At 66.4% G+C, this 13,911-nt stretch carries 9 protein-coding genes; 1 reads left to right on the top strand and 8 read right to left on the bottom strand.

Annotated elements, in window-relative coordinates; all coding sequences use genetic code 11:
- Positions 1–63: 63 nt before the first annotated feature.
- The 3 genes from uvrA to lpdA all read right to left on the bottom strand — a co-directional run bounded on the left by uvrA (position 64) and on the right by lpdA (position 5,849).
- Positions 64–2,922, bottom strand: a complete 2,859-nt coding sequence (gene uvrA, locus B2P87_RS13805; RefSeq protein WP_141890409.1) for an excinuclease ABC subunit UvrA — start codon at positions 2,920–2,922, stop codon at positions 64–66.
- A gap of 260 nt (positions 2,923–3,182) precedes the next feature.
- Positions 3,183–4,352 (bottom strand): MFS transporter, encoded by a 1,170-nt coding sequence (locus B2P87_RS13800; RefSeq protein WP_244940811.1) that lies wholly within the window; start codon positions 4,350–4,352, stop codon positions 3,183–3,185.
- A 102-nt stretch (positions 4,353–4,454) separates the two neighbouring features.
- Positions 4,455–5,849 carry a dihydrolipoyl dehydrogenase gene (gene lpdA / locus B2P87_RS13795; RefSeq protein WP_141890410.1) on the bottom strand — a complete coding sequence of 465 codons (1,395 nt, stop codon included), beginning with the start codon at positions 5,847–5,849 and terminating at the stop codon, positions 4,455–4,457.
- A gap of 194 nt (positions 5,850–6,043) precedes the next feature.
- Between lpdA and B2P87_RS13790 the strand changes: the two genes are divergently transcribed.
- Entirely contained in the window at positions 6,044–6,520 is a 477-nt protein-coding gene (locus tag B2P87_RS13790; protein WP_141890411.1) for a hypothetical protein, read from the top strand.
- Between the two features lie 7 nt (positions 6,521–6,527).
- Here the strand turns inward: B2P87_RS13790 and B2P87_RS13785 are convergent, their stop codons facing one another.
- From B2P87_RS13785 to B2P87_RS13765, 5 genes are all read right to left on the bottom strand, one after another.
- Positions 6,528–6,983, bottom strand: coding sequence for a GFA family protein (locus B2P87_RS13785; RefSeq protein WP_141890412.1), 456 nt, complete (start codon positions 6,981–6,983; stop codon positions 6,528–6,530).
- Positions 6,984–7,121: 138 nt separating this feature from the next.
- Positions 7,122–7,700, bottom strand: coding sequence for a DUF924 family protein (locus B2P87_RS13780; RefSeq protein ID WP_058287007.1), 579 nt, complete (start codon positions 7,698–7,700; stop codon positions 7,122–7,124).
- Positions 7,701–7,838: 138 nt separating this feature from the next.
- Positions 7,839–9,113 (bottom strand): MFS transporter, encoded by a 1,275-nt coding sequence (locus B2P87_RS13775; protein WP_058287008.1) that lies wholly within the window; start codon positions 9,111–9,113, stop codon positions 7,839–7,841.
- Positions 9,114–9,301: 188 nt separating this feature from the next.
- Positions 9,302–10,366: a tRNA preQ1(34) S-adenosylmethionine ribosyltransferase-isomerase QueA gene (queA, locus tag B2P87_RS13770; RefSeq protein ID WP_141890413.1), complete on the bottom strand. Its 1,065-nt coding sequence runs from the start codon at positions 10,364–10,366 to the stop codon at positions 9,302–9,304.
- Between the two features lie 60 nt (positions 10,367–10,426).
- The gene (locus B2P87_RS13765) at positions 10,427–13,903 is read right to left on the bottom strand and encodes a DUF3971 domain-containing protein (protein ID WP_141890414.1); all 3,477 of its coding nucleotides are present in this window, start codon (positions 13,901–13,903) and stop codon (positions 10,427–10,429) included.
- Positions 13,904–13,911 lie beyond the last annotated feature (8 nt).

Below are 13,911 nucleotides of genomic sequence, written 5' to 3'. Positions count from 1 at the left end.
ATCTTTCCCAAAATACTCCGGGGTGAATTGGCCGCAAGGCCAAGAGGGGCAGCGCCCCTCTCCCTACTCCGCCGCCACCTTCCGCGCCGCCAGAATGTCCTTCAGATAGTGCCCGGTGTGGCTGCGCGGCTCATCGGCCACCGCTTCCGGCGTGCCCGCCGCGACAATCTCACCGCCGCCGTCGCCGCCTTCCGGGCCGATGTCGATGATCCAGTCCGCAGTCTTGATCACATCCAGATTGTGCTCAATCACCACCACCGAATTGCCCTGCTCCACCAGTTCGTGCAGCACCTCCAGCAGCTTCTTCACATCCTCGAAATGCAGTCCCGTGGTTGGCTCGTCCAGAATATACAGCGTCCGCCCGGTGGAGCGTTTCGACAGCTCTTTCGACAGCTTCACCCGCTGCGCTTCGCCGCCCGACAGCGTTGTCGCCTGCTGGCCCACCTTGATATAGCCAAGGCCCACCCGCATCAGCGCGTCCATCTTGTCACGGATCGCCGGCACCGCCTGGAAGAAACCCTGCGCGTCCTCCACCGTCATATCCAGCACATCGGCAATGCTCTTGCCCTTGAACTTGATCTCAAGCGTCTCGCGGTTGTAGCGCGCGCCCTTGCAGGTTTCGCAGGTCACATAGACGTCGGGCAAAAAGTGCATCTCGATCTTGATGACCCCGTCGCCCTGGCACGCCTCGCAGCGGCCGCCCTTGACGTTGAAGGAGAACCGGCCCGGCTTGTAGCCCCGCGCCTTGGCCTCCGGCAGGCCGGCAAACCAGTCGCGGATCGGGGTGAAGGCGCCGGTATAGGTCGCAGGGTTCGACCGCGGCGTGCGGCCGATCGGGCGCTGGTCGATGTCGATCACCTTGTCCAGATGCTCCAGCCCCTTGATGCTCTCGCAGGGGGCCGGCGTCTGGCGCGCGCCGTTCAGGCGCATGGAGGCGGTCTTGAACAGCGTCTCGATGGTCAGCGTCGACTTGCCGCCGCCCGACACACCTGTCACGCAAACGAACTTGCCCAGCGGGAACTCCGCCGTCACCTCTTTCAGGTTGTTGCCGGTGGCCTTCACCACCTTGATCTTCTTCTTGTTGCCCTTGCGCCGCTTGCCCGGCACCGGGATCTCCCGCGTGCCCGCCAGGTACTGGCCGGTAATCGACCCCGCGTCGGAGGCAATCTGCTGAGGCGTGCCTTGGCTCACAACTTCTCCGCCATGCACCCCGGCGCCGGGGCCGATGTCAAAGACGTAATCCGCCTGCCGGATCATGTCCTCGTCATGCTCCACCACGATCACCGTGTTGCCCTGGTCGCGCAGGTTCTTCAGCGTGCCGATCAGCCGGTCGTTGTCGCGCTGGTGCAGCCCGATCGACGGCTCATCCAGCACATAGAGAACGCCCGTCAGGCCAGAGCCGATCTGCGACGCCAGCCGGATCCGCTGGCTCTCGCCGCCGGACAACGTGCCGGAGGACCGCGACAGCGTCAGATACTCCAGCCCCACGTTGTTCAGGAACCCCAACCGCTCGCGGATCTCCTTGACGATGGCGCGGGCGATCTCCTGCTTCTGCTGGCTCAGGTGATTGGGCACATCCTCGATCCAGGCCAGCGCCTCGCGGATCGACAGCTGCACCACCTGCCCCACATGCACGCCCGCGATCTTCACCGCCAGCGCCTCGTCCCGCAGCCGGTAGCCCTCGCAGTGGTGGCAGTGGCGGTTGTTCTGGTAGCGCTCGAACTCCTCGCGGATCCAGTTGGAATCGGTCTCGCGGTAGCGCCGCTCCATGTTCGGAATGACACCCTCAAACGTCCGCTCCACCTGGTAGACCCGCCCGCCCTCATCATAGCGGAACTGGATCTCCTCCTCGCCGGAACCATAGAGGAACACTTTCTGCACCTTCTCGGGCAGGTCCTTCCAGACGGTGTTCTTGTCAAACTGATAGTGCTTGGCGATTGCTTCGATGGTCTGCAGGAAATAGGGCGACTTGCCCTTGCGCCAGGGCGCCAGCGCGCCGTCATAGACCTTCAGGCTCTGGTCCGGCACCACCAGCCGCTCGTCAAAGAACAGCTCCACCCCCAGGCCGTCGCAATGCGGGCAGGCCCCGAAGGGCGCGTTAAAGGAGAACAGCCGCGGCTCGATCTCCGGGATGGTGAAACCGCTGACCGGACAGGCGAAATTCTCGCTGAAGGTGATCCGCTCCGGATCGCCCTCCTTGGGCGCGGTTTCCAGAATGGCAATGCCATCAGCCAGGTCCAGCGCGGTGCGCAAGCTGTCCGCCAGCCGCGTCTCCATACCCTCGCGCACCACCAGACGGTCGACCACCACGTCGATGTCATGGCGGAACTTCTTGTCCAGCACCGGCGGCTCGTCGAGCTCATAGAACTCCCCGTTGACCTTCACCCGCTGGAAGCCCTGCTTGCGCAGCTCCAGGAATTCCTTCTTGTACTCGCCCTTGCGGTCGCGGACGATCGGCGCCAGCAGAAAGCCGCGGGTGCCTTCCTCCATCTCCATGATCCGGTCGACCATGTCCTGCACCTGCTGCGCCTCGATGGGCTTGCCGGTGGCCGGCGAATAGGGCGTGCCCGCGCGGGCAAACAGCAGACGCAGATAGTCATAGATTTCCGTCACCGTGCCGACGGTGGAGCGGGGGTTCTTCGAGGTTGTCTTCTGCTCGATCGAGATCGCGGGAGACAGGCCGCTGATGTGGTCCACATCCGGCTTTTCCATCATGTCGAGGAACTGGCGCGCATAGGCGCTCAAGCTTTCCACATAGCGGCGCTGGCCCTCGGCATAGATTGTGTCGAACGCCAGCGAGGATTTGCCGGAGCCGGACAGGCCGGTGATCACCACCAGCTCATCGCGCGGGATGTCCACGTCGATGCTTTTCAGATTGTGCTCGCGCGCACCGCGCACTTCGATGGATTTCAGCTCAGCCATAATGCCCCCGTACACGCGCCCGCCGACCCCTTGGCGGACGCCAGCCCTACAGATAGGGAATGCGATTGGAAACGCCAAGCCCCCATAAAGAACATATCACGAACAAGAGGAAGTTTGCTGACAGCAGCTGGCAGCAGCCGCACCGCCTGCGTTTGCCGGTCCGGATTTCCCCGAAATCCGGCGCGCCGCGCCCCGCGCGGCGCTAGGCCCAACGGGCGGCGGTCCCCCTTGGGGACCGGCGGCGGGCGGGAGCGCTTGCGTCAGGCCGTCCCGCGGCGCCGGGCGGCCAGCAGCAGATGCACCGCCGCGCCGCTCAGGAACAGCACCAGCAGCGCCGCCATCATGCCGCCGAACCCCGCCGCGGACAGCGACAGCACCATCAGCGGCGTGCCGATGGTGTTGCCCAAATTGCCCATCTGCGCCATCGCGCCGCTGGCCTGCGCCCGCGCCACGGCGGTTTCATTCAGCTGCGGCACCGCGGCAAAGGAGCCGCCCTGCACCAGCCCCATCGCGCCCGCCATCGCGATACAGGCCAGCGGCGCGCCGGGCATGGCCCACAGCCACAGCGCCGCCGCCGCGCAGGCCAGGAACCCCAGCTGCGCCAGCCGCACCCCGGGCAGAAACCGCAGCAGGAAGACGCCGAGCGTCATCGACACCGCGATGCTGGCCAGCGGCATCGTCCCCAGCACCAGCCCGCGCGCGGTGTCCGCGATATAGGGCGGGATCACCGTCAGCACCGCCACAAAGCAGCAAGTGTAAAACAGCCAGCCCGCGGCCGGCGCCGCAATCCAGGGCGAGCGGTAGATCGGCAGATGCAGGCCCGGCAGCTCCGCCAGCCGCGGCAGCGGCGCCCGCGGCGGCACCGGCACCGCGCGCAGGGCAAGGCCCAGCAGCACCGCCAGCCCCGCCATCACCGCCGCATGGGCAGCAAACAGCGCCAGCAGGCCCCAGGCCCGCACCAGCGGCAGGCCGAACCACGCCAGCACGGTAAAGGCCACGGCGAAAAACGTGCTCCACAGGGTCATCGCCAGACCCCGGCCGCGGTCGGAACTCAGCTGCGCAATCAGCACCGGACCGGCCACCACAATGCCCAGATGCGACAGCCCCTCAGCCACCCTCGTGGCCAGGAACAGCCCGAACGGCAGATGCAGCGCCTGCAAGGCCGACACCGCCGCCCCGGCCCCCAAGGCCCAGACCAGCGTGCGCCGGTAGCCGAAGGCCGCCGCATAGGGGCCCGCCACCGCGCCCAGCAGGATGCCCAGCATCCCGACCAGCGACACCGAGAAGCTGAGCGCCGTTCCCGCCTGCGGGTACAGCTCGCCCATGCGGCCGAAGATCACCGAAATCTTGCCGTATTGCGCCGCCGCCCCCAGCCCCGCCGCCCAGACCGCCAGGATCAGCCCCCAGCGGGAGGTTCCGCCATCCGTCAAACTGTCTGCCCTCTAATAGAAAAAGCAGGCACCCGCGCCTGCTTTTCCTGTCCTGCCCGCTAAACCCGGCCGCGGCAAGAGCTGCGGCGCGGGAATGCTGCGTCACATGTGGATGACGCGGCCATAGGCGTCGAGCACCGATTCATGCATCATCTCGCTCAGCGTCGGATGCGGGAAGACGGTGTTCATCAGGTCTTCCTCGGTGGTCTCCAGCTGGCGGCCGACCACATAGCCCTGGATCAGCTCGGTCACCTCGGCGCCGACCATATGCGCCCCCAGCAGCTCGCCGGTCTTGGCGTCAAAGATGGTCTTCACCATGCCCTCGGCCTCTCCCAGCGCAATCGCCTTGCCGTTGCCGATGAAGGGGAAGCGGCCGACCTTGATGTCATAGCCCAGCTCCTTCGCCTTCGCCTCGGTATAGCCGACGGAGGCGACCTGCGGCTGGCAGTAGGTGCAGCCTGCAATGCTTTCCGGCTTGACCGGATGCGCGTGTTTGCCCGCGATCAGCTCGGCCACCATAACGCCCTCGTGGGACGCCTTGTGCGCCAGCCAGGGCGCGCCGGCGATGTCGCCGATGGCATAAAGGCCGTCAACGCCGGTGCGGCAGAATTCGTCCGTGACCACATGGGTGCGGTCGACCTTGACGCCCAGCTCTTCCAGCCCCAGGCCCTCGACGTTGCCGACGATGCCCACGGCGGAGATCACGGTGTCAAAGTCGTGCTTCTCGACCTTGCCGCCCACCTCGATATGGGCGGTCACCTTGCCCTTGCCACGGTCCAGCTGCTTGACCATGGCTTTCTCCATGATCTTCATGCCCTGTTTGACAAAGGCCTTCTTGGCAAAGGCGGAGATTTCGGCGTCTTCCACCGGCAGCACCCGGTCCATTACTTCAACCACCGTCGTTTCGGCGCCGAGCGTGTTGTAGAAGCTTGCAAATTCAATGCCGATCGCGCCGGAGCCGATGACCAGCAGCTTCTTCGGCATCCGGACGGGGTCCAGCGCATGCTTGTAGGTCCAGACCAGATCGCCGTCCGCTTCCAGCCCCGGCAGTTCGCGGGCACGGGCGCCGGTGGCCAGCACGATGTTCTTGGCGGTCAGATCCTGCGTGCCCTTGTCGGTTTTGACCGAGACCTTTCCCTTGGCCGGAATGGACGCCTCGCCCATCACCACGTCGATCTTGTTCTTCTTCATCAGATGGCCGATGCCGGAAGACAGCTGCTTGGCCACCCCGCGCGAGCGTTTCACCACCGCGTCCAGGTCATAGCCGATGTTTTCCGCCTTCAGGCCGAAATCCTTGGCGCGCTCCATCAGGTGGAACACTTCCGAGGAGCGCAGCAGCGCCTTGGTCGGGATACAGCCCCAGTTCAGGCAGATGCCGCCCAGATGCTCGCGCTCGACCACACAGGTCTTCAGCCCCAGCTGCGCTGCGCGGATGGCGGCAACATAGCCCCCCGGCCCGGCGCCGATTACGATCACGTCATAGGATTGTGCGGCCATGCTGTCCCCTCGCCTTGAACAGGATCCATAAAACTAGTTTACCGTTAAACTATTTCTTTCTGCACTGCAATCATCCTCTTCTGCGGCATTGCGGCCCTGCGCGCTCCGGCAGGTTTCCGCTTGGCAGCGAGGCTGGTTCCGGGCCAGCATAAGCTGAAACATGCACAGCAATCCACAGCCGGGAGCGGAAGAATATGAAACGGACGGTTGCCGATCTTGCCAAGGCCCTTCTCAACGCCACCCTGATCCTGCTGGCGCTGTGTCTGTTTCTGGGGTGGAAGCTGATGGCCGCCGCCTCTGCCGTCACCGCCCATGCGGAGCAGATCGCCAGCCAGGTTGCCCCGCTGCACACCGCCGCAACCGGGCTTCGGGAGGATCTGGCCAGCCTGCGCGCCGCCCTTCAGGAAAGACCGGGGCAAGACGGACAGGGGCAGGACGGAGCAGGCCTGGACGGAGCAGACACCGCCTCAGCGGCCCGCCTCGGCCGTATCGAGGAGCGCCTGGACCAGCTGCAGACAAATCTGGCCGGGGTCCGGCAGCTGCCGCTGCAATCGGCGGAACAGGCCGGCCGCGCCGGCGCGGCGGAACTCGCCGGCCGCATCATCCGCGCCGTCCCGCTGCTGCAGGACGGCAGCGCCTGCCCGCCGCCGCCGGGCCAACCCGGCAGCTGACCCGGCATCAGCGCGCCGCGGCAAAGGCCTCCAGCAGCGCGCCGAACTCCTCCATCGAGGGGAACTGCGCAAAACTGTGCTCAGCCGCGACCCCGGCAAAGGGAAGCCGGGCAGCGGTCCAGGTTTCAACGAACGGCCGGAACCAGCTGATATCGCCGAACATCACCGGACGCACGTTCACAAACGCCTCGACGCCGGTGATGCGGGTGAACATCCAGGTCATGCATTCCGGGCAGCAGTAATGCGCCAGCTCCGGCCCCTTGGCGCCGCCAACGGCCGGCGCGCCCTGCACCACCCGGAAGGCCTCCGCCGGAAACATCGCGGTCAGGGAGAACGCGCTGGCGCTCATCTTCTGGCAGCCGCGGCAGTGGCAGGCCGCGGTCAGCACCGGCGCGGCGGAAACCTCAATCACGGTCGCGCCGCAGCGGCAGCTGCCGGTCATCGGAAATTCTGCTGTGGTCATGCGGCGGTCCTCAATGGCGTGTTCGAAATACAGAGCCCCTCCCTGCCGCAGGCCGCCCCTTGGCACAAGGGACCACGCAACAGAAAACGCCGCGCCCGTTTCCAGGCGCGGCGTTAAAATCTTCCAGCAGCGCCGGCGTCAGCCAGCCGCTTGCATCTGCCGCACGGTCTCGCCGTAGCCGCCCGACATGACATAGTCGCGCTCGGGCGCGGTGCTGGCGCGGTGCAGCGCCTCGTTGCGGTAGGGGAAGCGGCCGAACTGGCGGATCACCTCGCGATGGGCGCGGGCGTGCAGCAGGTTGGCGCGGCCGGTCTGCGGCATCCGCTCCATCATCAGCCGGATGCAGCGTTCCTGATCGCACAGGTTCTCCGAATGCATCAGCGGCAGATAGAAGAACTGCCGCGCCGGCTCGTCGATTTTCATGTCCCACTTCTTGTTGATGGCCACCTTGGCCGCCGACAGCGCCGCCGGGTCAGAGGCAAACGCCTTGCCCTTGCCGCGGAACATGTTGCGCGGAAACTGGTCCATCAGGATGACATAGGCCAGCGTCCCGCTCGGGTAGGTCAGCCAGAAGGAGAACTTGCCCTCGCAAGCCTCCTGCCAGGTTTTCTGAAACTTTGTGCGGATCTCCTGATCCAGCGCCTCATCCTGCAGATACCATCCCTTCTCCCCGACCTCGTCGAGCCAGAATGCAAGTATCTCTTTGGGACCAGCCATCGGTCTTAACTCCAAGTTTTTCCTGACCCTGATTTCAGGCCATTTTACGTTGCCATTACAAGTAACCTTGGGTCACAAATTGCGACAGGCAAGACCTGCGAGTGAAATAATCCTCACGAAAACGGCTGGTTAGCGCAATCACTTCTCCGCAGCGGCGGATTCCTGCTCCTCCAGCTCGGTGTCGATTGCGTATTCCTGGGCAAACTCGACCGCCACCGGCGTTGCCGTCGGCGACATAGCGGCATAGCTGCCGGTCTCCTCAACCGGGATCGAAGCGCGTTGGGTCGCACGGTACAGCGCATAGCCGGCCATCACGAACATCAGCGCGGCGATGAAGGTGAAAAAGCCCGGAGGCCCGAACACCGCATCCCCCATCAGCCAGCCGGTGATCAGCGGCCCGGCGATGGCGCCCAGCCCGTTGATGAAGATCAGCCCGCCCGAGGCCGCCGCCATGTCGTCATGCTCCAGGTAGTCGTTGGTATAGGCGATCAGCAGCGAATACAGCGGGTTCGACAGGCCGCCGATAAAGAAGGCCGCCACCAGCAGCATCTTGAAATCCGTGCCGAACAGGAAGCCCGCCACAGCGCCGCCGCCGCCCGCCAGGGCCGCGATCAGGATCAGGAAGCGGCGGTCCATACGGTCCGACAGCCAGCCCAGCGGATACTGCAGCAGCAGCGCGCCGACATAAAAGGCGGAGACAAAGATCGACAGCTGCGTCAGGGTCAGCCCGGCGGCAGAGCCGTACACCGCGCTCATCCCGAACTGGGCCGAGAACACCCCGCCCAGAAGGAACATGCCGACACAGCCCAGGGGCGAGGTCTCAAACAGCTTGCGCAGGGTCATCGGCTTGGTGGTGTCAAAGGCCGGGGTCGGCGAGATCGACAGCAAAATCGGCGCGAAAGAGATCGAAACCAGGATCGACGCGATGATGAAGGCCTCATACCCGGCCGGGTCGCCGACCTGGATCAGCCCCTGCGCCGTGATGATGCCGATGGTCTGCACGATCATGTACAGCGACAGCGCCTTGCCGCGGTTGGTGTTGTCGGCGGCGTTGTTCAGCCAGCTTTCGGCGGTCACATACACGCCCGAGAAGCAGAACCCGATGAGTATGCGCCCCAGCGCCCAGGCGATGGTGTTGGGCAGCAGCGGATAGAGGATCATCACCGCCGAGATAAAGGAGGCCAGCGCCGCAAAGACGCGCACGTGGCCGACCCGCCGGATCATCTCCGGCGCCAGCCGCGAGCCGCCCAGGAAGCCCACGAAATAGGCCGCCATCACCAGGGACATCTCGAACGAGGAGAACCCCTCCAGGTCGCCCCGGACCCCCAGCATGGTGCCCTGCAGGCCGTTGCCCACCATCAGCAGGCAAACGCCCAACAGCAGCGCCCAAGCGCTCGAAAGTACCTGAAGCATTCCGATGCCTCCTTTGAAAGCAAAGCAGCCCTCCACAAGGGACGGGCTGCCATCACATTTGAATGTTATGTCCGGGCGATCAAGGCTCGCGTGGCCGGTATCGCCGATTCTGATTTCGGTTTCATGACCCTGCGCGCGTGCTCAAGGGTCATCATTGCGGCGCTTGTCGGTGATTTCGCGCCTTTTCTCTACGGTGTATCCGCCTTTGCCGGGATCAAAAGCGACGCATCGCCATAGGAAAAGAACCGGTAGCCGCTGCGCACCGCATGGTCATAGATCCGCCGGATCTCCTCCTGCCCCATCAGGGCGGAGACCAGCATCAGCAGGGTCGATTTCGGCAGGTGGAAATTGGTCATCAGCGCGTCCGCCACCTGAAATTCGAACCCCGGGTAGATAAAGATGTCGGTGTCGCCTTCCCAGGCATGGATCTGCCCGTCTTTGGCGGCGCTCTCGATCAGCCGCAGCGCCGTGGTGCCGACCGGAATGACCCGGCCGCCCGCTGCTTTTGTCGCCGCGATGTCCGCCGCCGCGCCTTCGCTGACCTTGCCCCATTCCGCATGCATCCGGTGGGTGGTCACATCCTCCACCTTGACCGGCAGGAAGGTGCCCGCGCCGACATGCAGGGTGACATAGGAAATCTCAACCCCGCGCGCCTTCAGCGCCTCCAGCAGCGGCGTGTCGAAATGCAGCGACGCGGTCGGCGCTGCCACCGCGCCCGAATTCCTGGCCCAGACGGTCTGGTAATCGGTCTTGTCCTGCTCATCCGCGGCGCGCTTGGCGGCGATATAGGGCGGCAGCGGCATCGCGCCCGCCTCGGCCAGCGCGGCGTCGAAATCGGTGCCGCTGAGGTTGAAGCGCAGGTGGCCCTGACCGTCCTCGATGGCTTCCAGGGTCGCGCTCAGGTCATCGGAGAAGACGATCTCCTCGCCCTCGCGGATCTTTTTCAGCGGTTTCAGCAGCGCCGCCCAGCTGCCATCGGCGCGCGGCTCCAGCAGGGTTGCCTCGATCTTGGCCGCCACCGGCCCTTGCGCGCTGTCGCGGTGGCGCAGCCCGCTCAGGCGCGCCGGGATCACCTTGGTGTCGTTCAGCACCAGCCGGTCGCCGGGCTGCAGCCAGTCCACCAGATCGGTCACACGGCCGTCGTGCAGATTGCCGCCCGCAGCCACCAGCAGCCGGGCCGAGCTGCGCGGATTGGCAGGCCGGGTGGCAATCAGAGCGTCGGGCAGGTCAAAGTCGAAATCGCTGAGTTTCATGGCGCGCGCTATAGGATGTGCTGCAGGGAAAATCTATGGCGATTTTCACCCCCAGCCAGTTTACTTGTTGGCCCCTCGCGGGGTTTGGACCTGTTCCTCGCCCTCCTCCAGCACTTCGCCGTCGACAGAGAACGCCCTGTCGTCCCCCGGCACTTTCGGCGGCGGGCCGCGGAAGATCTCGCGCAGGAACCCCGGCGCCAGCCCGGCCAGCGGGTTGACCGAGACCGACGGGTCGTCCGCGGTGCCGCGCAGGGTGAAGGTAAAGCCGAACAGCCCCTCGCCGTCCCGGGGCGACAGCACCCGCCCGATGGCGTTGAGCAGATACACCGGCGAGATCACGCCGCGCATGTTCAGGCGGCTGCTGTTCAGATCGAAATTGCCGTCCAGAGACAGCCCCATCGACGGCCCCACGGCGCTGCTCTGGTGCAGAATCAGATGCGAGCCGCCCAGCCGGAACCGCGCGTCCATGCTGGTGAACAGGATGCCCTGCCCGGTCATTTCGTCCAGCAGCCCGACCAGGCTGATCGCATTCAGGATCGCAGCCATTGACGGCGCGTTGCGCACCCGGATGTTGCGCACGCTGACCCGCCCGTCGTACTCGCCTGGCTTGTCCGCGGGGACCAGCGTCATGTCGAAACTGCCGCCGCGGCCATGCTCGAAAATCCCGGCAGAGCGGAACACGCCGCCGGCATCATTGGCACGGATGCGCGCCGCAGTGCCGTTGTTCTGCGGCACCACGGTGCCCGCCACCGGCGTCTGCCCGTTCAGGCGGGCAGTGAACTCCCCGTTCATGCCGCCCTGGGTCGAGAACCGCCCCTGAAAGCCTTGCAGCCCGATGCTGTCGGTGACCTGCAGGTTCTGCAGGCGCAGGCTGATCGGAACCGGCCCGCCGCTGCTGCCGCCGCCGCCGCCGCTGCCGCTTCCGGAGGCTGCCGAAAACGGCGAGCGGCTCAGGTCCAGCCTGCCGCCGGTCACGTCTATGGCGGGCGGCGCGTTGCTGCCGCGCCCTCGGAAGGTCACCGCGCCCTGGAACCAGTCGCCCGCCCGCGCCGAGGAAAACACCGCCTGATCCAGCCCGCCGCCCTCGCGGGTGGTCACCCGGCCCGCGGCCGCCAGCCCGGGCGCTTCCAGTTCCAGCCGCTCCACCGTTGCGGTCCGTCCCAGCTCCGCCGACAGCGACAGCCTGCCGGACGCCGCCTCGCTTTTTTGCCAGCCGATTTCCGCAATCCTCAGCCCGACCCCCGCCAGGTCCGACTCCAGCTGCAGCTCAGGCGGCGCGCCGGGCTGCAAATCCACCGTGTAACGGCCCTGTCCCTTGCCAAAGACAGATCCGCGCGGCAGGCCCAGGTTAAAAGCCGACACCGCGTCTGCCGACAGTTCGATGGTGCCCTCGGCCCGGCTGCCCCGGGGGGCGTCCTTGCCGGTCTTTTGCGCCCAGCTGACGGTCACTGGCACGCCCGACAGGCTGCCGCTGCCGCTGATGCGCACCTCGCCCTGGTTGCCTTCGATCTTCAGCAGCGGCGCCGCCGCGGTATGGCCCGCCACCAGCTTGCTGGTCTCCACCGCCCGCGCCTCGCCGCTGTAGTGGTAGAGGATCTCCTCCGGCTGCACGCCCTTGCGCAGCGGCAGCGACAGCGTGCCCGTGGCCTCCACCTGCCCCGCCGCCAGATCGACCGGCAGCGACGCCTTGTCCATCACCTCAAGCGGCTCGCGGTTCAGCAGCGACAGCGCCGCCGTGACGGAGCCGCGCGCAGCAATCCGGGCAATGCCGGGGGTGCCGTCGCGCACCGTGGTGTCCGGGATGATGAAGGAGGTGCCCGTCACATCCACGTCCCCGCCCTGGTCCGGCGTGACCACCCCCTTGGAGGCGGTCACGACAAAGCGGTTGCCGTAGAGGCTGAGCTGACCCGCCGCCTGCCGCACCGGCGGCATGAACTTCTGAAACAGCACCTCAGCCTCTTCAAAGGCCAGATCCAGGCTGATGAAAGGCTTGCCGCTGCCGCGCCCGCGCATGTGAAAGCCCACGTCGCGCACCAGTCCCGCATGCAGGTTGTCGCTCACCCACTCGCGCGGCTTGGACGCCAGCGCCTCGGGCCACAGCTGCTTGATCCGGTCCGCCCCGACCTGATCGACCCGCCCGTTCAGGTCGTAGTCCCAGCCCTCAGGCCCGGCCCCGATCTCACCGTCCAGATGGATCCGGCTGGCTCCGTCGCGCACCAGCATCTCGCCCAGCCGCAGCCGGAAGGGCTTCAGCCGCAGATCGAAATCCGCGTCCACCGCCGGGAATTTCACCGGCGTCTCGAACAGGCGGCGCGGGTTCAGCTCCAGATCGGCAAAGCGCAGCTGGCCGGTCAGCCCGGTCAGCTGCCCGTTCTGGATCCCAGCCAGGCTGGCCTGCCCCTGCATCACCCCGGAGCCCCAGCCGCTTTGCACGCTGAGTTCGGCGAATTCCAGCATCTGGGCCGCCGGGTCATAGGTGAAATAGCTGCGCGCGCCGGTGATCGGCACCGGCCGGGTCTGCGCCTCCGGCTGGATCACCCCTTCGCCGATCCGCAGGCTGGCCTGCACCGGCTCCAGCGTGCCGTCGCTGCGCACCCCGCCGCGCAAGGAGCCGGAAATCGGCGCCCGCAGCACCCCCAGCCAGCCAAGCGCCGGGCTCTGCAGCGCGATGTCCTCGCTGGCGATGTCCGAGACGAGAACCCCGAACTCCGCCTCCGGGCTGCCGATCTCCGAGATATAGCTGGCCTCGACCGTGCCCACGTCGCCGCGCCCGCTCAGCACCGAAAACACCGCCGAGGCCGATACCGCGCTGCCGCTTTTCTGCAGCCGGATCTGGCCGCCGTCCAGGGTCCAGGCGCGGCCCAGGCGGTCATCGGTGTAAGACAGCGTCAGCTCGCTGGTCTCCACCCCCCGCAGCGCCGCCAGCACGGGTTTGTCCAGCTGGCTGTCCCATTGCTTGATCAGCTGCACCAGATTGCCCGCCTGCCGTGCCGGCAGCCCGCCGCTGGCAAAGCTCAGCGCCAGGGTGCCGTCCGGATTGCGCCGCAAAACCGCGAACAAACCGCTGAGCGAGATCTGCTTGGGCTGGATCCTGCCGCGCAGCAGCGGCCGCATCGCCAGGCTGGCCTGGGCATCCGCCAGCTGGGCAAACACCGCGCCGTCCGGATGGCGCAGCACCACGTCCTTGAGGCTGACCCGCGGCCGCCAGCCCTTGCTGACGACCACATGGATGGCGCCGAATTCAATCTGCAGCCCGTTCAGATGCCGCTCGATCCGGGTCTCCACCCGCTGGCGCAGCCAGTCCGGCGCATCCAGCCGGGTGCCGAGGCCGAAATAGATGGCGCCGGCCGCCAGAAAGCTCAGCAGCGCCAGCAGCCAGACCGCACCGCGCAGCAGCCGCCAGCGCCAGCGCCGCCGCGCCGGCGCCGCCAGACTGGCGTCCGGGCCCGGGCCAGGCCCGCGCACGGGCACGGCCTCGGCCGCAGCGCGGTTATTCTCGCCGGCAGGTTTGATCTCAGCTTTCCCTTTGCTGCTCATGGGTTATG

The organism is Leisingera sp. UBA4491, from assembly GCF_002388965.1.
GTDB lineage: Bacteria > Pseudomonadota > Alphaproteobacteria > Rhodobacterales > Rhodobacteraceae > Leisingera > Leisingera aquaemixtae.
This window is presented reverse-complemented; position numbering and strand designations above follow the sequence as displayed.